The following is a 22870-nucleotide window of genomic DNA, read 5'->3' as shown; positions in this document are numbered from 1 at the left end:
AATATGTATTTTGCATCGCTTGGAATATCTATAATAGCGGCCTTGCCGCTAATTCCAGATTTCCTCCCATGTCTTTCCGCAAAGAACCTCCGTTCACCCATGGCACCGTGGCGCGCAGCGCAGTCGTGCTCGTCAATCTCGGCACACCCGACGAGCCTACCCGCGGCGCCGTGCGGCGCTACCTGAAGGAGTTCCTGTCCGATCCGCGCGTGGTCGAGATCCCGCGCCTGGTGTGGTGGTTCATCCTCAACCTGATCATCCTGCCGTTCCGGTCGGGCAAGTCGGCGGCGAAATACCGCAGCATCTGGACGCGCGACGGCTCGCCGCTGAAAGCGCACACGCAAAAGCAGGCGATGCTGCTGCGCGGCGCCCTCGGCGAACGCGGCCATGACGCGCTGCGCGTGGTGATGGCGATGCGCTACGGCTCGCCGTCACTGCCGGAAGTGCTCGACAAGCTCAAGGCCGAACATTGCGAGCGCATCGTCATCCTGCCCGCCTATCCGCAATATTCCGGCACCACCACCGCGTCCATCTTCGACGCCGTGTTCGCCTACTTCGGCAAGGCGCGCAACATTCCCGAACTGCGTTTGGTCAAGCATTACCACGATCACGACAGCTACATCGAGGCGCTGCACGACAGCGTGCTGGCGTTCTGGGAAACCAACGGCCGCGGCCAGAAGCTGGTGATGAGTTTTCACGGCGTGCCCAAGCGCACCCTGATGCTGGGCGACCCGTACCATTGCGAGTGCTACAAGACGGCGCGATTGCTGGCCGCCAAGCTGCGCCTGCAGCCCGATCAGTACATGGTGACGTTCCAGTCGCGCTTTGGCAAGGCCGAGTGGCTGCAGCCGTACACGGCGCCGACCTTGCAGAAGCTGGCGCGCGAGGGCCTCGAAAAGGTCGACGTCATCTGCCCGGGCTTTACCAGCGATTGCCTGGAAACGCTGGAAGAGATCGCGATGGAGGCGAAACACGATTTCCTCGCCGCCGGCGGCAAGCAGTTTCACTACATCCCGTGCCTGAACGAAGATCCGTCATGGATCGCCGGCCTGGCCGAGATTGCCGAGCAGCACTTGATCGGCTGGCCGACGATGATGACGGCGGCCCAGCGCGATGCGGAAAAGAAGGATGCCGAAGTCGGCCGTGCGCACGCAGTGGCGCTAGGCGCCGACTGACACAGAAAGGTGCGTCAAGGCAGCAGCAGCTCGGCGTAGCAGATAAACGCGATCGTGCCGAGCGCATAAGCGACGACCGTTGCCGAAATCAGTTGCAGCTTCATGAGGAACTCCTGGGCAAGGGCGCCGGCGCACAATCGCGGGCGTTGCCTTGGTTACTCCATGGTAGTGCGCCCGGCCATTAATTGAATCGCCCAACCGGTAAAAGTTGTAACAAAAGTTACATTGGCTGGAACGGTCGAGCCCGCACGCTAAACCCCTTGAAAACGTCGGGTATAGCCCCATCTGGGGCGCAGTGTGGTGATACAGACACGCTGGCCAACCGCTAAGTTATTGTTTTTAGGAGTTTTTTCGATGCAAGACCAAGAAAAGCAAGAAGTTCCCCAAGCTCTGGATGATGGCGAAACTGTGCAGGTGTCGGCCTTGCCGGCCGAAAACGACCTCGAGCAGCAACTGAGCGCGACCGAAGCGAAGCTCGCCGAAATGCACGATGCGTTCATGCGCGCCAAGGCCGAAACGGAAAACATTCGCCGCCGCGCCCAGGAAGACGTCAGCAAGGCGCATAAGTTTGCCGTGGAAAGTTTTGCGGAAGCAATGCTGCCGGTGCGCGACAGCCTGGAAATGGCGCTGAAGGTCGCTACGCCGTCGGTCGAGTCGCTGAAGGAAGGCGTCGAGATGACGCTCAAGCAGATGACCGCGGCATTCGAGAAGAACCGCCTGGTCGAAGTGACGCCGGCGCAGGGCGACAAGCTCGACCCGATGAAACACCAGGCAGTGGCAGTCGTGCCGGCCGACCAGGAAGCCAATACGGTCGTCAGCGTGCTGCAAAAAGGCTACATGATCGCCGACCGGCTGTTGCGCCCGGCGATCGTCACGGCAGCGCAAGCAAAATAAAAACAGCGGTGCTGCGGCGCAAGCTCTTGAAAGCGCGCAGTTCTTCCGCATATTTGAACTATCTGAAACTTAGTAACTAAAAGGACAACAATCATGGGCAGAATTATCGGTATTGACTTGGGAACCACCAACTCCTGCGTCGCGATCATGGAAAACGGTACGCCGAAAGTCATCGAGAACGCCGAAGGTGCGCGTACCACGCCGTCGATCATTGCGTACCAGGAAGACGGCGAGATCCTCGTTGGCGCGCCGGCAAAACGCCAGGCGGTCACCAACCCGAAGAACACCCTGTTCGCGGTCAAGCGCCTGATCGGCCGTAAGTTCGATGAAAAAGAAGTCCAAAAAGACATCGGCCTGATGCCGTACGAGATCGTCAAAGCCGAAAACGGCGATGCGTGGATTGGCGTGCGCGGCAAAAAGCTGGCAGCCCAGCAAGTGTCCGCGGAAATCCTGCGCAAGATGAAGAAGACCGCTGAAGACTACCTCGGCGAAGAAGTCACCGAAGCGGTCATCACCGTGCCGGCTTACTTCAACGACTCGCAGCGCCAGGCCACCAAGGACGCCGGCCGTATCGCCGGCCTCGACGTCAAGCGCATCATCAACGAGCCGACCGCGGCCGCGCTGGCGTTCGGCCTCGACCGCACCGACAAGGGCGACCGCAAGATTGCCGTGTATGACCTCGGCGGCGGCACGTTCGACATCTCGATCATCGAGATCGCCAACGTCGACGGCGAGAAGCAGTTCGAAGTGTTGTCGACCAACGGCGACACCTTCCTCGGCGGCGAAGACTTCGACCAGCGCATCATCGATTACATCATCGACGAGTTCAAGAAGATCAATGGCCTGGACCTGAAGAAGGATCCGATCGCGCTGCAGCGCATCAAGGCTTCGGCCGAGCGCGCCAAGATCGAACTGTCGTCGGCCGCGCAGACCGAAATCAACGAGCCGTACATCGCCATGGCGAACGGCGCGCCGGTCCACCTGACGCTCAAGATGACGCGCTCGAAGCTCGAGTCGCTGGTCGAAGAACTGATCAACGCCACCATCGAGCCGTGCAAGATGGCCATCAAGGATGCCGGCGTCAAGGTTTCCGACATCGACGACATCATCCTGGTCGGCGGCATGACCCGGATGCCGAAGGTGCAGGAAAAAGTGAAGGAATTCTTTGGCAAGGATCCACGCAAGGACGTCAACCCGGATGAAGCGGTTGCGGTCGGCGCGGCGATCCAGGGCTCGGTGCTGTCGGGCGAGCGCAAGGACTTGCTGCTGCTCGACGTCACCCCGCTGTCGCTCGGTATCGAAACGCTGGGCGGTGTGATGACCAAGATGATCCACAAGAACACGACGATTCCTACCAAGTTCTCGCAAGTGTTCTCCACCGCCGACGACAACCAGCCGGCAGTGACGATCAAGGTCTATCAGGGCGAGCGCGAAATCGCCGTTGGCAACAAGGGCCTGGGCGAATTCAACCTCGAAGGCATCCCGCCGGCATCGCGCGGCACGCCGCAGATTGAAGTGACTTTTGACATCGACGCCAACGGCATCTTGCACGTCGGCGCCAAGGACAAGGCCACCGGCAAAGAGAACAAGATCACGATCAAGGCGAACTCCGGCCTGACCGAGGCGGAAATCCAGAAGATGGTCAAGGACGCCGAGCTCAACGCTGAAGAAGATCACAAGCTGAAAGAGCTGGCCGAATCGCGCAACCAGGCTGACGCATTGGTGCACTCGACCAAGAAGTCGCTGACCGAATTCGGTTCGAAGCTTGACGCTGCCGAGAAAGAAAAGATCGAAAGCGCGATCACCGACCTGGAAGGCGTCCTGAAGCTGGCCGACAAGTCGGAAATCGACAGCAAGATGGCGGCGCTGTCGACCGCTGCGCAGACCCTCGGCGAGAAGATGTACGCCGACCAGCAGGCGCAGCAGCAGGCCGGCGGCGGCGAAGGCGGCCAGCAGGCTGGCGGAGGCGAATCGAACGCCAAGCAGGACGACGTCGTCGACGCCGACTTCAAGGAAGTCAAAGACGCCAAGTAAGCGCCTCAGCATTTAGCAGCAACGTTGTAGCATATAATGCCGAGCCGCTTACCCGGCTCGGTTTTTTTGCATATTGAGTTCAAGTAGTCAGACAGACAGCAAGGTGCCCTATTTATGGCAAAGCGTGATTTTTACGAGATCCTCGGGGTCGCCAAGAATTCTTCGGAAGAAGAGATCAAGAAGGCTTACCGCAAGCTCGCGATGAAATACCATCCGGACCGCAATCCGGACAGTAAGGAATCCGAGGAGAAGTTCAAGGAAGTCAAAGAAGCGTACGAGATGCTGACCAATCCGGAAAAGCGCGAGGCGTATGACCGCTATGGTCACGCCGGCGTCGATCCGAACATGGGCGGTGGCGGCGGCTTCGGCGGCGGCCAGGGCGGCTTTGCCGACAGTTTCGGCGACATCTTCGGCGATATCTTCGGCGGCGGCGGACGCGGCCGCGGTGCCGGCCCGCAGGTCTACCGCGGCGCCGACCTGCGCTACAACCTCGAAATTACCCTCGAGCAGGCCGCGCACGGCTTCGACACCACCATCCGCGTGCCGAGCTGGGACAAGTGCGACACCTGCCACGGCAGCGGCGCCAAGCCGGGCACGTCGCCGACCACGTGCACCACCTGCGCCGGCCACGGCCAGGTGCGCATGCAGCAAGGTTTCTTCAGCATCCAGCAGACTTGCCCGAAGTGCCATGGCAGCGGCAAGGTCATCACCGATCCGTGCGCACCGTGCGGCGGCCAGGGACGCATCAAGCGCAACAAGACGCTGGAAGTGAAGATCCCGGTCGGCATCGACAACGGCATGCGGATCCGCTCGTCGGGCAACGGCGAGCCGGGCACCAACGGCGGGCCGCCGGGCGACCTGTACGTGGAAATCCACATCAAGCCGCACGCGGTGTTCCAGCGCGAAGGCGACGACCTGCATTGCGAAATGCCGATCTCGTTCGTGAAGGCAACCTTGGGTGGCGAGATCGAAGTGCCTACGCTGTCGGGCAAGGTATCGTTCACGATTCCGGAAGGTACCCAGTCGGGCAAGACGTTCCGCCTGAAGGCAAAGGGCATCAAGGGCGTGCGTTCCGGCTACGCCGGCGATCTGTTCTGCCATGTGGCGGTGGAAACGCCGGTCAAGCTGACCGACAAGCAAAAGGAATTGCTGAAGGAATTCGAGCGCCTGACCGTCGAGGGCGGCGCCAAGCACAGCCCGCAAAGCAAGGGCTGGATGGACAAGGTCAAGGATTTTTTCGAATAAAGACCCCATGAACCGCTGAGATGGCACTCGCCACTCAGCGGTTTTTTTTGCGAACAGGAATTCTAAAATGACACTAGTAACGGGCTCCGGCCTGACCACCGACGAGCTATTTCAGCGCAACAAAGACTGGGCGGCGGCGCGCGTCGCCGAAGACCCGACCTACTTCAAGTCGCTGGCGTCGCAGCAATCGCCCGAATACCTGTGGATCGGCTGCTCCGACAGCCGGGTGCCGGCCAACGAGCTGCTCGGCCTGGCGCCGGGCGAGCTGTTCGTCCACCGCAACATCGCCAACGTGGTGGTGCATTCCGACTTGAACTGCCTGACGGTGCTGCAGTTCGCCATCGACGTGCTGAAGGTCAAGCACATTATCGTGTGCGGCCACTACGGCTGCTCCGGCGTGCATGCGGCAATGACGAACCGCCGCGTCGGGCTTGCCGACAACTGGCTGCGCCACGTGCAGGACGTGCACCAGAAACACGAGAAGTACCTCGGTGAAGTGCTGCCGGAGCGCGACCGTGCCAACCGGCTGTGCGAACTCAACGTGACCGAGCAGGTCGTCAACGTGGCGCAGACGACGGTGGTGCGGGACGCCTGGGAGCGCGGCCAGGAGCTCAGCGTGCACGGCTGGGTGTACGGCTTGCATGACGGCTTGCTGCGCGACCTCGGCATGACGGTGTCCAAGGCCGAGCACCTGGCGCCGCAGTTCGAAGCGCGCCTGGCCAATTACGAGATCTGACGCCGATGGGGGAACTGACCAGCCTGCGCGATGTAATGCGCGAGTTCGTCGCCGAGCGCGACTGGGACCAGTTTCATACGCCCAAAAACCTGTCGGCCGCGCTGACGGTCGAGGCAGCCGAGCTGCTGGAGCATTTCCAGTGGCTCGCGCGCGGCGACGCTGCCGAACTGGGCGACGCCAAGCTCGAACAGGTGCGCCACGAAATGGCCGATGTGCTGGTCTACCTGATCCGGCTGGCCGACAAGCTCGATGTCGACCTGCATGCGGCGGTGCTGGAAAAGATGGTGCTCAACCGCGCCAAGTACCCCGCCGACAAGGTCCGCGGCGACGCCCGCAAGTACAACGAGTACCCACAAGACTAATCGCGATCCATTCGCCGACGCAAGCGTCGTCATCCTCGCGCATTCGGGATGACGGTCTTTAGGGCACGAGCTTGGTTTAAATCCCGCCCATGCAGATGTACTTGATGACCAGGTAGTCGTCCATGCCGTACTTCGAGCCTTCGCGGCCCAGGCCCGATTGCTTGACGCCGCCGAACGGCGCGATCTCGTTCGAGATCAAGCCCGTGTTGACGCCAACCATGCCCGACTCCAGCGCCTCGGCGACGCGCCACACGCGGCCAATATCGCGCGAGTAGAAATACGCGGCCAAACCGAATTCGGTATCGTTGGCCATCGCGATGACTTCATCCTCGGTCTTGAAGCGGAACAGCGGCGCCAACGGCCCGAACGTTTCCTCCGTCGCCACCTGCATGTCCGACGTCACGTCGGCCAGCACGGTCGGCTGGAAGAAGCTGTGGCCCAGTTCATGGCGCTTGCCGCCGACCATCAGGCGCGCGCCTTTCGACAGCGCATCGGCGATGTGCTGCTCCACCTTCAGCACGGCCTTTTCCTCGATCAGCGGGCCTTGCGTGACGCCGCTTTCCTGGCCGTTGCCAACCTTCAGCTTGCCGACCGCTTCGACCAGCTTGGCCGCAAACTTGTCGTAAATGCCGTCCTGCACGTACAGGCGGTTGGCGCAGACGCAGGTCTGGCCGGCATTGCGGTATTTCGACGCGATGGCGCCCTCGACAGCGGCGTCGAGGTCGGCGTCGTCGAACACGATGAATGGCGCGTTGCCGCCCAGTTCCAGCGACAGCTTCTTGATGGTCGGCGCCGATTGCTGCATCAAGATGCGGCCGACCTGGGTCGAGCCGGTAAAGCTGACCTTGCGCACGATCGGGTTGCTCGTCATTTCCAGGCCGATCGATTTCGAGTCGCCGGTGATGACGGAGAACACGCCTTTCGGCACACCGGCGCGCTCGGCCAGCACCGCCATCGCAAACGCCGAGAACGGCGTCAGCTCAGCCGGCTTGACGACGATCGGGCAACCGGCGGCCAGCGCCGGGCCGACCTTGCGGGTGATCATCGCCGCCGGGAAATTCCACGGCGTGATCGCCGCGCACACGCCGATCGGCTCGCGCGTGACCACCAGGCGGCGGTCGGCCCACGGCGACTGCAGCGTGTCGCCCTCGATGCGCTTGGCTTGCTCGCCGAACCACTCGAGGAACGAGGCCGCGTAGACCACTTCGCCGTTCGCTTCCTGCAGCGGTTTTCCTTGCTCGGCCGTCATGATCAGCGCCAGGTCGTCGGCGTTTTCCAGCATCAGGTCGTTCCACTTGCGCAGCACCGCGGCGCGCTCCTTGGCCGGCTTCTTGCGCCAGGCCGGCCATGCCGCGTTGGCCGCGTCGATCGCCCGCTTCGTTTCGGCCGCGCCCATGTGCGGCGCCGTGCCGACCGTCTCGCCCGTGGCCGGGTTGGTCACCTTGATGGTGGTGCCGTCGTCGGCATCGCACCACTCGCCGTTGAGGAAAGCTTGCTGGCGCAGCAGGGAAGGGTCTTTCAGGTTCAGCATGGTGGTCTCGCGATCAATTTTGGCAACCGCACCATGGTAGCCGCTTTTTCCTCGGGTCGCTCGACGTTGCTTCGCGTCGCTTTGGGGTCAGACCTGGGTCTGACCCCAAATTGCGGCATGGTGGTCTCGCGATCAATTTTGGCAACCGCACCATGGTAGCCGCTTTTTCCTCGGGTCGCTCGACGTTGCTTCGCGTCGCTTTGGGGTCAGACCTGGGTCTGACCCCAAATTGCGTTGCTTCGGGTCGGACCTGGGTCTGCAGCTGGATTGCCGTTCGTGTTGGCATGAAGGGCCGATTGACAGTATTATTTTGGCAAGTAACACTTTGATTTGAATCCACCGCCCCTCGCACTCGGGCCAATTTGCATTTATCATGGACCGAGCGTAAGAGCACACACAGGGTTACCCGTATGCGCCGTCCCATCGTTCTCGTTGCAGCCTGCACCTGCGATATCGGTTCCCATCCGTATCACGCGGTGCAACTCAAGTATGTCGACGCCGTCGTCCAGGGCGCCGCCTGCGCGCCACTGATCTTGCCCGCGCTTGGCGACGCGCTCGAACTCGACACCATGCTGTCCGCCTGCGACGGCATCATGCTGACCGGCTCGGCCTCGAACGTCCACCCCAGCTATTATTCCGAGGACGTGCTCGACCCGAGCCTGCCGCAAGACCAGGCGCGCGACCAGACCACCTTGCCGCTGATTCGCGCGGCGATCCGGCGCGGCATCCCGATCCTGGCCATCTGCCGCGGCTTCCAGGAGATGAACGTCGCCCTCGGTGGCAGCCTGCACCAGGCGCTGCACGGCGTCGACGGCCTGATGGACCACCGCGAAAATCCCGACCTGGCGCTCGAGCAGCAGTACGGCCCGGCCCATACGGTGGCGCTGACGCCGCTCGGCGCCATGGCCAGCATCCTCGGCCCCGGTGACATCGAGGTCAACTCGCTGCACGGCCAGGGCGTCAACCGGCTGGCCAAGGGCCTGGCGATCGAAGCGCGCGCCGCCGACGGCGTGGTCGAGGCGTTCTCGGTGGCCGGCGCGCCTGGCTTCACGCTGGCGCTGCAGTGGCACCCCGAGTGGCGCCTGACCGAAAACCCGGTGTCGATGAAGCTGTTCGGCGCCTTCGGCCAGGCTTGCCGCGATTACCTCGCCGCGCGCGGCAGGGACGCATGATCTGCCGCATGTTCTGCAATCAATGGGCCGCCTCCGGCGTCCCCTAGCGCCGCCATCGACGTCCGCACCCACCCGCAGGCGCCAGGCGCCGCGGGCCCAATTAGACAACAGAGAGAAAACGATGGCAATCCGCGAAAACTTCACCTATACCGACATGGATTTGTGGCTCAATGAAAAACGCGTCACCGAAATCGAATGCCTGATTCCCGACCTGACCGGTGTCGCCCGCGGCAAGATCATGCCGCGCGCGAAATTTACCCAGGAGCGCGGCATGCGCATCCCGGAAGCGGTGCTCGGCATGACCGTCACCGGCAACTACCCGGTCGGCGACGCGCCGTATGACCGCGCCATTTCCACCACCGACCGCGACATGATCCTGAAGGCCGACCCGACCACCATCACGATGGTGCCGTGGGCGGTCGACCCGACCGCGCAGGTCATCCACGACTGCTACTTTTCCGACGGCGCGCTGGTCGACTTCGCGCCGCGCACGGTGCTGCGGCGCGTGCTCAAGCTGTACGCCGACAAGGGCTGGCAGCCGGTCGTCGCCCCCGAACTCGAGTTCTACCTCACTGCCAAGAACATCGACCCGGACCTGCCGCTGCGCGCGCCGGTCGGCCGCAGCGGGCGCGCCGAAACCAGCCGCCAGGTCTACAGCATCGACGCCGTCAACGAGTTCGATCCGCTGTTCGAAGACATCTACGACTACTGCGAGATGATGAACCTCGACGTCGACACCCTGATCCACGAGATCGGCGCCGGCCAGATGGAGATCAACTTCCTGCACGGCGACCCGATGGGACTGGCCGACAAGGTGTTCTTCTTCAAGCGCACCTTGCGCGAAGCGGCCCTCAAGCACGACATGTACGCCACCTTCATGGCCAAGCCGATGGCCGGCGAACCCGGTTCGGCGATGCACGTTCACCAGAGCGTGGTCGACATCAAGACCGGCATGAACATCTTTAGCGCCGACGACGGTTCGGCCGCGCCGATCTTCAAGCACTACATCGGCGGACTGCAGCGCTACATGCCGTCGGCGATGGCGATCGTCGCGCCGTACGTCAATTCGTACCGCCGCATCGTGCGCCACACCGCCGCGCCGATCAATATCCAGTGGGGCATCGATAACCGCACAGTGGGTTTTCGCGTGCCCGAGTCGGGCGTGCAGGACCGGCGCGTGGAGAACCGCATCATCGGCGCCGACGCCAACCCTTACCTGGCGCTGGCGGTGACGCTGGCCTGCGGCTACCTCGGCATGACCGAGCAGATCGAGCCGACGCCGATGATGTCGGGCAGCGCCTACGACATGCCGTTCGAACTGCCGCATAGCCTGCCGGAGGCGCTGCACCTGCTGCGCGCCGAAGACAAGCTGCGCACCGTCCTGGGCGACCGCTTCGTCGACGTCTACGCCGCCATCAAGGACCTCGAGCACCAGGAGTTCATGACCGTCATCAGTCCGTGGGAGCGCGAGCACCTGCTGCTGCACGTTTAAGCGGCGGCCAACATGGACCAATCAATGACAGACACCCGCACCATCCAGCGGCTCGATTCGGCGCATTTCCTGCATCCATTCACCGACCACAAGGCGCTGGCCGAACACGGCGCGCGCGTGATGGTAAAGGGCGAGGGCATCTACCTGTGGGATTCGGAGGGCAACAAGATCCTCGACGGCATGTCGGGCCTGTGGTGCGTGAATATCGGGTACGGGCGCACCAGCATGTCCGACGCGGTGTACCGCCAGATGCAGCAGCTGCCGTTCTATAACAGCTTCTTCAACACCACCAATGTGCCGGCGGTGCAGCTGGCCGCGCTGCTGGTGGAGGTGTCGCCGCCGCAGTTCAACCACGTGTTCTTCACAGGCTCGGGCTCGGAAGCGAACGACACCATCGTACGCATGGTGCGGCGCTACTGGGAACTGCAGGCGCAGCCCGAGCGCCACATCATCATCAGCCGCAAGAACGCCTATCACGGCAGCACCATCGCCGGCGCCTCGCTCGGCGGCATGGCCGGCATGCACGCGCAGGGCGGACCTGGCGTGCCTGGCATTGTCCACATCGGCCAGCCGAGCTATCTCGAAGGCGGCGCCGGCATGAGCGAGGACGAATTCGGCATCGCCGCCGCCGGCTGGCTCGAGGAGCGCATCCGCGAACTCGGTCCCGACAACGTCGCCGCCTTCATCGGCGAGCCGGTGCAGGGCGCCGGCGGCGTGATCATCCCGCCGAAGACCTACTGGCCCGAGATCGGCCGCATCTGCGACAAGTACGGCATCCTGCTGGTGGCCGATGAAGTCATCTGCGGCTTCGGGCGCCTGGGCAGCTGGTTCGGCTCGGAGCTGATGGGCATCCGGCCGGACCTGATCGCGTTTGCCAAGGGCGTCACCTCCGGCTACATCCCGCTTGGCGGCGTGCTGGTGGGCGACCGCGTGGCTACCGTGCTGACCGAAAAGGGCGGCGACTTCAATCATGGCTTCACCTATTCGGGCCACCCGGTGGCGTGCGCCGCGGCGCTGGAAAACATCCGCATCCTCATCGACGAGGACCTGGTCGGCAAGGTGGCGCGCGATACGGGGCCTTACCTGAAGGAGAAGTTCGGCGCACTGCGCGCGCATGCGCTGGTGGGCCACGCCGACAGCTGCGGCTTTGTCGCCGGCCTGAACCTGGTGCGCATCAAGGGCGCGACGGTGTTCGACAACATCGTGTTCGACGGCGACGACGGCGTCGGGATGATCTGCCGCGGCTTCATGTTCGCCAACGGGATCATCATGCGCGCCGTCGGCGACCGCATGATCATCGCGCCGCCGCTGGTGATGACGCGCGCCGACATCGACGAGATGGTCAAGCGCATCCGCGCCGCGCTCGACGACACGCTGGCGGAGCTCAAGCGCCGTGGGATGACTAGTTGAGTTAGCTGTGAGACGTCGTTCCCTGCGCTCGAATGACGTGGCTGAAGGTGGTGGCTGTCAAAGAAGACCGATCAAGCAGTCTGCGTCCTGACCCGATCGTGCCGGTTGGCCAGCAGCTGCGGCATCAGCGAACCGATGAACATGCCGGCGAACCCCACCAGCAGACCCGCCAGCTGGCCCGGGAACACCGCGCCCAAGCCGCTCAACTGCGGGAAGAACAGCAGCCAGGTGACGATGCCCGCGGCGATCGACAGCACCGCGCCCTGGGTGGTGGCGCGCTTCCAGTACAGGCCCATCACCAGCGGCACAAAGGCCCCCACCAGCGTGACCTGGTAAGCCGACGACACCAGCTCGTAGATCGAGGTGCCCTTCATGGCGATCGCGTACGTCAGCACCAGCGCCGCAAACACCACGATCGAGCAGCGCATCGCGAACAGCTGCTGGCGGTCGGTCATGTCAGGGCGCAGGTGCTTGAGGATGTTTTCGACAAAGCTGGTAGACGGCGCCAGCAAGGTGGCCGACGAGGTGCTCTTGATGGCCGACAGCAGCGCGCCGAAGAAGATGATCTGCATCGCCAGCGGCATCTTGGTCAGCACGAAGGTCGGCAGCAGGCGCTGGTAGTCGTTCTTGGCCATCTGCATGCCGCTGTCGCCAAGCACGATGACGGCGCAGGCGACGATAAACATCGGCACGAACGCGAACATGATGTAGCTGGCGCCGCCGATGATGGCGCCGGTGCGCGCGGTCGGCGCGTTCTTGGCCGACATCACGCGCTGGTACACGTCCTGCTGCGGGATCGAGCCGAACATCATGGTGACCGCGGCGGCAACGAAGAAGGCGATATCGGTAAACGTCGGCGCCGGCCAGAATCGCCACAGGTCGCCGTTCGACGCCAGCGCCATCACCGGCGCGGCGCCGCCGGCCAGGTCGGCGGCGAACCAGGCGATGATCGACATGCCGATCACCAGCACGATCATCTGGATGAAATCGGTGAGCGCGATGGCCAGGAAGCCGCCCGCCACCACGTAGATCAGCACCGACAGCGTGCCGACGATCATGCCGGTGGTCTCGGACATGGCGCCGCCCGTCAGCACCGAGAACACCAGCCCGAGCGCGGTGATCTGCGCGGCGACCCATCCGAGATAGCTGAGGATGATCGCCGCCGATCAGAATATCTCGACGCCTTTGCCGTAGCGCACCCGGTAGTAGTCGCCGATGGTCAGCAGATTCAGTTTGTACAGTTTGGCGGCGAAGAACACGCCCACCAGGATCAGGCAGGTGCCGGCGCCGAACGGGTCTTCCACCACCGCGTTCAGGCCGCCCTGGACGAAGCGGGCGGGAATGCCCATCACCGTCTCGGCGCCGAACCAGGTGGCGAACGTGGTGGTCACCACCATGATCAACGGCAGGCTGCGCCCGGCCACCGCGAAGTCGCTGGTGTTCTTGATGCGCGAGCCGGCCCACACTCCCAGCGCCAGCGTGCCGAGCAGGTACAGCACGACAGAAGTAATCAGTGTGGTGTTCATCGCTGCCGGCCCATTCTGGTCAAAATTTCAGTCTGTAAATTTCGGCGATTATAGCGCCAGAAGTTGGCCCTGGCACACTCTGGCAGTACAATCGTGGAGGAATGGCATTTCGGCAACTGGCGGCATCTGCGCTGGATCAAGCCGTTTTTCAACCAGAATGCGGCTGACGTGCAATAACAAGCATGCAGGCGGGATGGCCCGCCGGGGTTTCTGTTTGGGTCAATGTGGACAATACACAGCGGGACCACGACATCACGACGTATGAGCGGCACCTGTGGCGCGTGCTCGCCGTGCTCGCGCGCGCCGGCTACTTCGTGCCGCCGCAGGATGCCCGCGACCTGATCCACGATTTTTATTTCGACCAATGGGACGGCCTGCTGCTGCGCTACGATAGCGATCGCAGCCAGTTCGCCACGTATGTCAGCGCCGCCTTCTACCGCTTTGCGCGGCGCCGCATCCTCGCCCTGCAGCGCTGGCGCCTTCGCACGGTCGATCTGGACGATGCCGGCGAACTGGCGTCCACCGCCCCCGCGCCGGATCAGCAGCTCGAATCGAGCGAACGCATAGCGCTGATCCGCGCCCGGCTGGCGAGTCTGCCGGCGCTCGAGCGGGCGGTGCTGTTTGATTTTCTCGCCGGCGACGACGCCAACGAGCGCTCGCTGGCGCGGCGCCATTCGCTCACGCGTTACGGTCTGCGCGAGGTGCTCGCCAATGCGCTCGGCCGGCTGATGGTCGCGCTTGCGGCCGATGAGGCGGCGCCCACCCTGGAGGCGCAGGTCGCCAAAAGCCTGTGGATCGATTCACTGAGCCCACGCCACGTCGCCCGCTTGCACGGCATTGGCACTGCCGAAGTCAACACCGCGCGCTGGCGCTTTGTCGCCGAATTGATCAAGTCACTACGCCAGTTCAACCACCCCCCGAAACCTGCCAGGAAAACCATGGACACCGCGACCGAGATTCTGAAATCCGCCTTGTTTGCCGTTGGCGACGACGCCGCGCTGGCGCGGGTGCGCGACCATGCCGCCGTGCTGCTCGCCGCGCTGGCCGACGACGACCTGGATCTGTCGATCAATCAACAGCAGGCGCAATTCCTGGAGGCCAACGCGCGTTGGGTTGGCGAGGTATATGACGCCATCGGCGTCGACGACAGCGAGGCAACCCAGCCGAGCGAGCTGCAATGCGCGATTGCCGACTTGATGCTCGATGAAGCGCAACAGATCGGCGACGCGTTCAGTGCGCTGGCCGAGTCGCTGGCCGAGCGCGGCTATCGATGGACGCATCGCTTCGAAGGGCTCAAGCCATCGGGACCCGAACTGATGCACCTGATCGACGAGCCCACCTTGCGCGATGGCGGCGCCGCCGCAAGCACGCTATTCGAGTTCGGCCTCACGCCTGGAATGATTTACGGCGCAACGCGCGGGCTGTGCCTGCTGTTTTCCCGCATCAGCCGCGCTCTTGCTGCCGGCACGACTCTGGCGCCGCAGATGGCCGAGCGCACCGGTGCATCATTTTGCATCGTTGGCGATGCGCTGGAACTGGTCTTTCTGCCGCATGCGCTCGCCTGCGCCGCAGTGGCTGGCACACCCGACCTGCCGGCGCAGGCCGTCGAGCCGCTGCTTGCGTGGATCAAGGACGTGCTGCCGCTGTCGCCATGGTTGATAGAGGGCTACACCTGGGAGGACAGCGCCGGCGGCATCGAGCTCATGCTGCCGGTGGTGCAGCGCGCGCCCGACCTGGTAGCGCAGTGGTTGCAGCAGGGATCGACTGTGCCCCCGGCGCACGACTACGCTGCAGCGGCCGTGCGCAAGCTCGCTGACGCGTAGCACCGGCGTTATAGCAAGGCGAACTGTTTGTTCCATTGCTTCACGTGTTTAAATCCGCCAGGGGCGCGCGCGTACAGTTCGGCATGCCAGCGCACCGCAAGCGGGTCGTCGTAGACACGGTGGACGATCAGTGAATTCGGATCCCAGCTGCGCGCCGGACGCTTCTGCAACATGGTTTTCCATTTCAGCGGCACGCTGTCATGCTGGGCGCTCGATCCGCTGCGCAATTCGTGCACGGTTGCGGTGCCGAGCGGACCGGTGGCTGTAAAATCATTCATCAAGGGGGCGTGCGAATGGCCGCACAGCATGGCCGATACCTCGTTTTCGACCAGGAACTGCTCGAGCGCCGCGCGCGACGCTGCGGTCATCCGTAGCGTGTGCTGGCGCTGAAACCACGAGTGATGGATCAGCATGATGCGAAATTCGTTGGCCGGCTTGGGGCCGATCGTCGCCTGCAGCGACTGCAGCTGTGACTGGAAGGCGCCGTGCGCCAGCAGCCGTGGCACGGACTGCGCCTTGATGTCGGCATCGGAATCGATGCAGAGGAAGGCGATGTGCCTGCCGTTAGAAAGCGGCACCTTGTCAATCCGCAGCAGCGGCGTTGGGAACACGCCGCCGTACTGCGACGGCCAGGCGCTGAGCGGTCCGGCAGCGCCGCCCCACTGATCGTGATTGCCGGGAATCGCATGGATGTGCCCGGCGAGCCGCAGTCCCGCCATGTTGCCCAATGCCGGCGACAGGTCGATTTCCCCTTCCAGGAAGGCGCGCGCGCCGAGCAATTCATCGGACCCGCCAAACCGGCTCAGGTCGCCCGTGACGAGGAGCCGCGCTTCGGGCTCGCGCGCGCGCAACGTGGCGACGAAGTCATCAAGCTCGTGCAGCGCGCGGCCGTGGTGGCCGAGCAGGCCATCGAGCCACGGCAGATTGCTGTAAGCCCGCGCCGCCGCCGCCGAGGTGCTGGCATCGCCCGTTGTCTTGTCGATCTCACCGATGTGAATGTCGGAAATGTCAACGAAGGTGGCCAATAGGGTACGGGCCGCTTGAATGCCTGCCATGTCGCCTCCATGAGTGCTGCGCAGACATTAGCACGACAATATTTTAATAACAACATTATTCGGGCCAGTCCGGCCGCTTTGTCGCGTGAACACGCGCCGCATTGTTCGATATGATGGCGTACTGAGCGCGTTGCTGACGGACGCCGATAGCGCAACAAATTACTGGAGCAAACATGGCAAATACAGATTGGCACCAACGCGCCGCGGCGCTCGACATCGACGGACGCGCGTTCATCAACGGCCAGCGCGTCGGCGCCGTATCCGAGCAGACCTTCGACAAGCATTCGCCGATCGACGGCCGCCTGCTGACCAAAGTGGCGCGCGGCGACGCCGCCGACATCGACGCCGCCGTCGTGGCCGCGCGGGCCGCGTTCGACGACCGCCGCTGGGCCGGCAAGTCGCCGGCGCAGCGCAAGCGCACGCTGATCAAGTTTGCCGACCTGGTGCTGAAAAACACCGCCGAACTGGCGCTGCTCGAAACGCTCGACATGGGTAAACCGATCAAGTACAGCCAGAGCGTCGACGTGCCCTCGTGCGCCAACTGCATCCGCTGGTATGGCGAGGCGATCGACAAGATCTACGATGAAATCGCACCGACGGCCGACAACAGCCTGGCGCTGATCACGCGCGAACCGGTCGGCGTGGTCGGCGCCATCGTGCCGTGGAACTACCCTTTGATCATGACCGCCTGGAAGATCGCCCCGGCGCTCGCCGCCGGCAACAGCGTGGTGCTCAAGCCGTCCGAGAAGTCGCCGCTGTCGGCCCTCAAGCTGGCCGAGATCGCGCTCGAAGCAGGCATCCCGGCCGGCGTGTTCAACGTGGTGCCGGGCTACGGCCACGAAGCCGGCGCCGCACTGGCGCTGCACATGGATGTCGACTGCATCGCCTTCACCGGCTCGACCCCGGTCGGCAAGAAGATCATGCAGATGGCCGGCCAGTCCAACCTGAAGCGGGCCTGGACTGAACTGGGCGGCAAGTCGGCCAACATCGTCTGCGCCGACTGTCCCGACCTCGACGCCGCGGTGAAGGCGGCGATCGGCTCGATCTACTTCAACCAGGGCGAAAGCTGCAACGCGCCGTCGCGCCTGTTCGTCGAAGAGTCGATCAAGGAAGCGTTCCTGGAAAAGGCGATGGCGATGATGCCGCGCTTTCAGCCGGGCGATCCGCTCGACGAGGCCACTGTGATGGGCGCCATCGTCGACGCCACCCAGATGAAGACCGTGATGGGCTACATCGAGGCCGGCAAGGCGGCCGGCGCCAAACTGCTGTCGGGCGGCGAGGCGGCGCGCGGCGACACGGGCGGCTTCTACATCACGCCGACGCTGTTCGACCAGGTCGACAGCGGCATGAGCATCGCTCGCGAAGAGATCTTCGGGCCGGTGCTGTCGGTGCTCGGCTTCACCGACATCAACGAGGCAATCCGCCAGGCCAATTCGACGCCGTACGGCCTGCAGGCGGCAGTGTGGACACGCGACATGACGAAGGCGATCCAGACCGCGCGCTCCCTGCGCGCCGGCACCGTGCACGTGAACCAGTACGACAACGACGACATCACGGTGCCGTTCGGCGGCGTCAAGCAGTCCGGCAACGGCCGCGACAAGTCGCTGCACGCGATCGACAAGTACACCGAGCTCAAGACCACCTGGATTCAGATCGGGTGATCAGGCTTGGCGTAAGCCTGCACGACGCTGTATGCCGAGCCGTCACCGGTCTTCGATTGCATGAGCGCGTAGCCGTCGACCCGCCACGCAATCGGCGGCCCGGCAATCGTTTCTGTCAGGTGAGCCGCACGCCGCGCCAGCGTAACGTGCGGCCGATACGCCCGCGCCTCCGGCGTTATCCCCAGGCGCTCGAGCGCTTCGGCCAGCGACGCGTGCAGCGCCAGCAATGGCGCCGGCACCGGGTCGGGCGCGAGCACGGCGATGCTGCCATGCCACAGCTCGCGATGGCCGAACTCAAGCTCGAACGGATCGAATGGAACACGCAGTCGCTGCGCCAGCTGCGTGATCCGCTCGCGCGGCACGCTGCCGAGGAAATGCAGCGTCACGTGCAGCTGCTCGGTGCGCGCCGGCGACGCCGATGCGGGCCACGCCACGCCGTCGCGCCACTGGACCAGCGCCGCGCGCACGGCAGGGCCGGGCCACAAGGCGATAAACAAGCGAACGGTGTCAGCGCCCATCACACTGACTCAGAAGCAGTGCTCCGGGCCCGGGAAGCTGCGGTCGGTCACGGCATTGATGTAGGCGCTGACGGCGCCTTCGACGCTGCCCTGGCCGTCCATGAAGTTCTTCACGAAGCGCGCTTTGCGCCCTGGGAAAACGCCCAGCATGTCGTGCATCACCAGCACCTGGCCCGAGCAATCGGGTCCGGCGCCGATGCCGATGGTCGGCATTGCCAGCAGGTCGGTCACTTCCTTGCCCAGCGCCGTAGGAATCGCTTCGAGCACCAGCAGCGAGGCGCCGGCCTGCTGCAGCAGCAGCGCGTCCGACTTGAGCTGGTCGGCGCTTTCAATCGTCTTGCCTTGCACCTTGTAGCCGCCCAGCTGGTGCACCGACTGCGGCGTCAGGCCAAGGTGGGCGCATACCGGCACCGCGCGCTCGGTGAGGAACTTGACGGTGTCGGCCAGCCAGGCGCCGCCTTCGAGCTTGACCATGTGGGCGCCGGCCTGGATCAGCTTGACCGCGTTGTCGAACGCCGACTCGCGCGTGGCGTAGGCGCCGAACGGCAGGTCGGCGACGATCATCGCGCTCTTGCTGCCGCGCGCCACTGCCGCGGTGTGATACGCCACCTCGGCCACCGTCACCGGCAAGGTCGAGTTGTGGCCGTTGCAGACCATGCCGAGCGAGTCGCCGATCAGCAGCACATGCACGCCGCAGCGGTCCATCAGCGCGGCGAAGCTGGCGTCGTAGCAGGTCAGCATGACGATCGGCGTGCGCGACGCACGCATCGCGTTCAGCGATGGAATCGTCACCGCCTTGTTGGCCACCGCCTTGGCCGGCGCCGGCGCCGGGGTTGGCGCTTCGCCGGTCATCTCTTTACCCTGCAAATATGAGCTCATTGTTTGTCCTCGATGTTTGGGGTCAGGTCTGACATTCGGACATTTCAGCTTCTTGAAATGTCCGAATGTCAGACCTGACCCCAGCGTGTAAGCCGGCCGAACGGCGCCAGCGATTTTTCTAGTAGTGTAATGCCAAGCCGCGAAAGCTGCCGGCTCAGTCGATCCGGCCGATGGCCTGGCCGGCGACGTCAGCGAGCAGCGCGGCCGCCGCGCCGTGTCCGGGAACGGCAATGCGGGGCGCGATCTCGAGCAGCGGCGCCAGCACGAAGGCGCGCTGGTGCATGCGCGGATGCGGCACCTGCAGCGCCGGCGTGTCGATCACTTCGTCGCCATACATCAGCAGGTCGAGGTCGAGCGTGCGCGGCGCGTTGCGGTAGGGTCGCTCGCGGCCATGCGCCAGTTCGATTGCCTGCAGCGCGGCCAGCAGGTCGGCGGCCGCCAGCGTGGTGTCGATGCAGGCGACGGCATTGACGTAGTCGTCGCCGGAGGAGTCGATCGGCGCGCTGCGCCAGGCGGAAGAACGGCGTAGCAGCGCGGTGGCCGGCAGCGCGCCAAGGCGCGCCAGCGCATCCTCGACATTGGCCCGGGCGTCGCCCAGGTTGGCGCCGACGCCGATGTAGGCGATCATTCGTCGGTGTTGCCGCCGGCCGTCGCTTCGGCGCCGCTCTTGCGCGGACCGCGCCGCGGCGCGCGCTTGCGCTTGGCGCCGGCAGGGGCGGCGCGCTCGCTCGTGAGCAGGCTTTCGCGCTCGCTGGCGTCGCCTTCGTAGAATGCGGTCCACCATTCGCCGAGCTCCATGTCGATTTCGCCCGACTCGCAGCGCAGCAGCAGGAAGTCGTAGCCGGCGCGAAAGCGCACGTGTTCGAGCAGCTTGTAGGGCGACTTGCCGCTGCGCCGCTCGAAGCGCGGCTGCATCGACCAGATGTCGCGCATGTCGGAGGCGATCTTGCGCTGCAGCGCCAGCTGCTCGGTCTGCGAATCGAGGACGTCGTCGGCGGCCAGGTGCAGCGCCGGAATCGGCGACTCGCCGGCGGCGCGGTAGGCGGTCCACTTTTCCACCACCTGGTGCCACAACAGCGACGCAAACAGAAAGCCGGGCGAGACGCCCTTGCCGGCCTTGACGCGGTTGTCGGTCGACTCCAGCGCCAGCGTGACGAACTTCATGCCGATCGGCTGCTCGAGCACGACGTCGAGCAGCGGCAACAGGCCATGGTGCAGGCCTTCCTTGCGCAGCTGCTGCAGGCAGGCCAGCGCATGGCCGCTCATCAGGAGCTTGAGCATTTCGTCGAACACGCGCGCGGCCGGGACGTTGTTGATCAACGGCGCCATCACGGCGATCGGCGCCTGCGTCGAGTGCTCGATGTTAAAGCGCAGGCGCGCGGCGAAGCGCACCACGCGCAGCATGCGCACCGGGTCTTCGCGGTAGCGCGCTTCCGGCACCCCGATGATGCGCAGCGTCTTGTCGCGGATGTCGGCGATGCCGCCGTGGTAGTCGAGCACCTGTTGGGTCGCCGGGTCGTAATACATGGCGTTGATGGTGAAGTCGCGCCGCATCGCGTCTTCGTGCTGCGGGCCGAAGCTGTTGTCGCGCAGGACGCGGCCGTGTTCATCCTTCGGCGCGTTCACTTCGCCGGCGCCGCGGAAGGTGGTCACCTCCAGCAGGTCCTGGCCGAACATGACATGCACGATCTGGAAGCGCTTGCCGATGATGAAGGCGCGGCGAAACAGCCGCTTGACCTGTTCGGGCGTGGCGTCGGTGGCGATGTCGAAGTCTTTCGGTTTGACCCCCAGCAGCAGGTCGCGCACCGCGCCGCCGACGACGAACGCCTTGAAGCCGGCTTCTTGCAACGATGACGTCACCCGGATCGCGTTCGACGACACCAGCTTCGGATCGATGCCGTGTTCTTCCGGACCGAGGACGATGGGTTCGGTCAGGTCGCGCGCTGGCTTGTCTTTGACGCCGAGGATCTTGCGGATGAATTTTTTAATCATTGAATAGATAAAGTGAGGGCCAGCCAAGGCCCGTTGCGTGCGTTGCCAGCGCGGCGTTGGGATTGGTCGCAACAGGGTGGGTGACGACCGACAGGAGGGGAATATCGTTGTGCGAATCGCTGTAGAAATAGCTGCTCTCGAACGCGCCGAGCGGCTTGCCGATCTTTTCCAGCCAGGCGTGCGTATGCGTCACCTTGCCGGCGCCGGAGGTGGGCACGCCCACCAGCTTGCCGGTCAGGTTGCCCTGCTCGTCTTCTTCGGGGATCGCGGCGATCAGGTGCTCGACCCCGAGCGCGGCGGCGATCGGCGCGGTGACGAAGCGGTTGGTGGCAGTGACAATCGCCACCAGGTCGCCGCCGTCACGGTGCTTTTGCAGCAGCGCGCGCGCGGCCGGCAAAATCGCCGGCTCGATCACTTCGCGCATGAACTGGCGGTGCATGGCATCTAAACGTGGGCGGGTAAACTGCGCCAGCGTGCCGAGCGAGAATTCGAGGTATTCGACCGGGTCGAGCGTGCCGGCCTGGTACTGGGCGAAGAAGTCGTCGTTGGCGCGCTTGAAGGCGTCGGCGTCGACGGCGCCGGTGCGCACCAGGAACTGGCCCCACTCGTAGTCGGAGTCGAGCGGCAGCAAGGTGTGGTCGAGGTCGAACAGGGCGAGCTTGTTCATGCTTTGGGGTCGCCTTCGTGATTGGCCTGCGAAAGCAGGTCGCGCAGCAGCGGCAAGGTGACCGGGCGCTGGGTTTCGAGTGAATACTGATCGAGTGCGTCTAGCATCGTCGACAGGGAGCGCATGTCGCGCCGGAAGTGGGACAGCAGGTAGGGTAACACGCTGGCCGACAGCGTCAAACCGCGGGCGTCGGCAGCATGGGTCAGCGCGGCGATCTTGTCGTCGTCGGACAGGCCGTGGATCTGGTACACCAGGCCCCAGCCCATGCGCGTGCGCAGGTCTTCGCGCACCGGCAGCACCGCCGGCGGCACCGGCCCGGTCGAGACCATGTAGGCGCCGTGTTCGCGGATCTGGTTGAACAGCGCAAAGGCGTCGATCTGGGCGTCGGCCGACAGCAGATTACAGTCGTCGAGCAGGTACAGGCTGACGTCGCTCGCGTAGACAAAGTCCGATTCGGCCGCGCCGGCGCCGATGTAGCGCGAGCCGGGCGTAGCGCCCAGCGAGTGCAGCAGGTGGGTCTTGCCGGCGGCCGTCTCGCCCCACAGGTAGGCGAAATGCTCGCGCGACATGCGCGACGCAAACTGGTGCATCAGGTGCGCCAGCTCGGCATTCTGCCCGACCTCGAACGTGTCGAGGCTCTGCGCCTGGTCGGCGCCCAGGTCGAGCACCAGCTGTTTCATGGCGTTCGTCTCATGCGA

Annotated in this window: 19 protein-coding genes and 1 pseudogene; 11 read left to right on the top strand and 9 right to left on the bottom strand. The window is 64.3% G+C overall.

What is annotated here, in order from left to right:
• Positions 1-68: 68 nt before the first annotated feature.
• The 6 genes from hemH to ACP7DD_RS12380 all read left to right on the top strand — a co-directional run bounded on the left by hemH (position 69) and on the right by ACP7DD_RS12380 (position 6446).
• Positions 69-1175, top strand: coding sequence for a ferrochelatase (gene hemH / locus ACP7DD_RS12405; protein WP_426175119.1), 1107 nt, complete (start codon positions 69-71; stop codon positions 1173-1175).
• 354 nt (positions 1176-1529) lie between these two features.
• Complete coding sequence (gene grpE, locus ACP7DD_RS12400) at positions 1530-2069, top strand: nucleotide exchange factor GrpE (protein WP_426175118.1); 540 nt, start codon at positions 1530-1532, stop codon at positions 2067-2069.
• A 93-nt stretch (positions 2070-2162) separates the two neighbouring features.
• Positions 2163-4103: a molecular chaperone DnaK gene (dnaK, locus tag ACP7DD_RS12395; RefSeq protein WP_426175117.1), complete on the top strand. Its 1941-nt coding sequence runs from the start codon at positions 2163-2165 to the stop codon at positions 4101-4103.
• Between the two features lie 114 nt (positions 4104-4217).
• The gene (dnaJ, locus tag ACP7DD_RS12390) at positions 4218-5348 is read left to right on the top strand and encodes a molecular chaperone DnaJ (protein ID WP_426175115.1); all 1131 of its coding nucleotides are present in this window, start codon (positions 4218-4220) and stop codon (positions 5346-5348) included.
• 67 nt (positions 5349-5415) lie between these two features.
• Positions 5416-6084, top strand: a complete 669-nt coding sequence (gene can / locus ACP7DD_RS12385) for a carbonate dehydratase (protein WP_426175114.1) — start codon at positions 5416-5418, stop codon at positions 6082-6084.
• A gap of 5 nt (positions 6085-6089) precedes the next feature.
• Positions 6090-6446 (top strand): nucleotide pyrophosphohydrolase, encoded by a 357-nt coding sequence (locus ACP7DD_RS12380; protein WP_426175113.1) that lies wholly within the window; start codon positions 6090-6092, stop codon positions 6444-6446.
• Between the two features lie 76 nt (positions 6447-6522).
• Here the strand turns inward: ACP7DD_RS12380 and gabD are convergent, their stop codons facing one another.
• The gene (gene gabD / locus ACP7DD_RS12375) at positions 6523-7977 is read right to left on the bottom strand and encodes an NADP-dependent succinate-semialdehyde dehydrogenase (RefSeq protein WP_426175112.1); all 1455 of its coding nucleotides are present in this window, start codon (positions 7975-7977) and stop codon (positions 6523-6525) included.
• Between the two features lie 410 nt (positions 7978-8387).
• Here gabD and ACP7DD_RS12370 point away from each other — a divergent pair, with 410 nt between their 5' ends.
• The 3 genes from ACP7DD_RS12370 to ACP7DD_RS12360 all read left to right on the top strand — a co-directional run bounded on the left by ACP7DD_RS12370 (position 8388) and on the right by ACP7DD_RS12360 (position 12051).
• The gene (locus tag ACP7DD_RS12370) at positions 8388-9149 is read left to right on the top strand and encodes a gamma-glutamyl-gamma-aminobutyrate hydrolase family protein (protein WP_426175111.1); all 762 of its coding nucleotides are present in this window, start codon (positions 8388-8390) and stop codon (positions 9147-9149) included.
• 121 nt (positions 9150-9270) lie between these two features.
• A complete protein-coding gene (locus ACP7DD_RS12365) occupies positions 9271-10641 on the top strand; it encodes a glutamine synthetase family protein (RefSeq protein WP_426175110.1) in 1371 nt (456 codons plus the stop codon).
• Between the two features lie 24 nt (positions 10642-10665).
• On the top strand, positions 10666-12051 hold the full coding sequence (locus tag ACP7DD_RS12360; protein WP_426175109.1) for an aspartate aminotransferase family protein: 1386 nt from the start codon (positions 10666-10668) through the stop codon (positions 12049-12051).
• 71 nt (positions 12052-12122) lie between these two features.
• Here ACP7DD_RS12360 and ACP7DD_RS12355 read toward each other — a convergent pair.
• Positions 12123-13577: pseudogene (locus ACP7DD_RS12355) on the bottom strand (sodium:solute symporter family protein).
• Positions 13578-13801: 224 nt separating this feature from the next.
• Here ACP7DD_RS12355 and ACP7DD_RS12350 point away from each other — a divergent pair.
• Complete coding sequence (locus ACP7DD_RS12350; RefSeq protein WP_426175108.1) at positions 13802-15400, top strand: RNA polymerase sigma factor; 1599 nt, start codon at positions 13802-13804, stop codon at positions 15398-15400.
• An 8-nt stretch (positions 15401-15408) separates the two neighbouring features.
• Here ACP7DD_RS12350 and ACP7DD_RS12345 read toward each other — a convergent pair whose 3' ends face one another.
• Positions 15409-16455 (bottom strand): metallophosphoesterase family protein, encoded by a 1047-nt coding sequence (locus ACP7DD_RS12345; RefSeq protein ID WP_426175107.1) that lies wholly within the window; start codon positions 16453-16455, stop codon positions 15409-15411.
• Between the two features lie 173 nt (positions 16456-16628).
• On the opposite strand from ACP7DD_RS12345, the gene ACP7DD_RS12340 reads away from it, so the two are divergent.
• Positions 16629-18116 carry an aldehyde dehydrogenase gene (locus tag ACP7DD_RS12340; protein ID WP_426175106.1) on the top strand — a complete coding sequence of 496 codons (1488 nt, stop codon included), beginning with the start codon at positions 16629-16631 and terminating at the stop codon, positions 18114-18116.
• On the opposite strand, the gene thpR is transcribed toward ACP7DD_RS12340, so the two are convergent.
• The 6 genes from thpR to hda form a co-directional block, all read right to left on the bottom strand.
• A complete protein-coding gene (gene thpR / locus ACP7DD_RS12335; protein ID WP_426175105.1) occupies positions 18104-18634 on the bottom strand; it encodes an RNA 2',3'-cyclic phosphodiesterase in 531 nt (176 codons plus the stop codon). The genes ACP7DD_RS12340 and thpR overlap by 13 nt on opposite strands.
• Before the next feature lie 9 nt (positions 18635-18643).
• The gene (gene panB / locus ACP7DD_RS12330; RefSeq protein WP_426175104.1) at positions 18644-19513 is read right to left on the bottom strand and encodes a 3-methyl-2-oxobutanoate hydroxymethyltransferase; all 870 of its coding nucleotides are present in this window, start codon (positions 19511-19513) and stop codon (positions 18644-18646) included.
• Positions 19514-19667: 154 nt separating this feature from the next.
• Complete coding sequence (gene folK / locus ACP7DD_RS12325) at positions 19668-20141, bottom strand: 2-amino-4-hydroxy-6-hydroxymethyldihydropteridine diphosphokinase (protein WP_426175103.1); 474 nt, start codon at positions 20139-20141, stop codon at positions 19668-19670.
• Positions 20138-21505: a polynucleotide adenylyltransferase PcnB gene (gene pcnB / locus ACP7DD_RS12320; protein WP_426175102.1), complete on the bottom strand. Its 1368-nt coding sequence runs from the start codon at positions 21503-21505 to the stop codon at positions 20138-20140. Before pcnB ends, folK begins: the two co-directional genes overlap by 4 nt.
• Entirely contained in the window at positions 21498-22172 is a 675-nt protein-coding gene (locus ACP7DD_RS12315) for an HAD family hydrolase (protein WP_426175101.1), read from the bottom strand. Before ACP7DD_RS12315 ends, pcnB begins: the two co-directional genes overlap by 8 nt.
• A complete protein-coding gene (gene hda, locus ACP7DD_RS12310; RefSeq protein WP_426175100.1) occupies positions 22169-22852 on the bottom strand; it encodes a DnaA regulatory inactivator Hda in 684 nt (227 codons plus the stop codon). The genes ACP7DD_RS12315 and hda overlap by 4 nt, the downstream gene beginning before the upstream one ends.
• Positions 22853-22870 lie beyond the last annotated feature (18 nt).

Origin of the sequence: Massilia sp. TWR1-2-2 (genome assembly GCF_049897565.1) — a bacterium.
Lineage (GTDB): Bacteria > Pseudomonadota > Gammaproteobacteria > Burkholderiales > Burkholderiaceae_D > JAFCUW01.
Note: the sequence above shows the minus strand (reverse complement) of the source record. Positions and strands in the feature narration are given on the sequence as shown.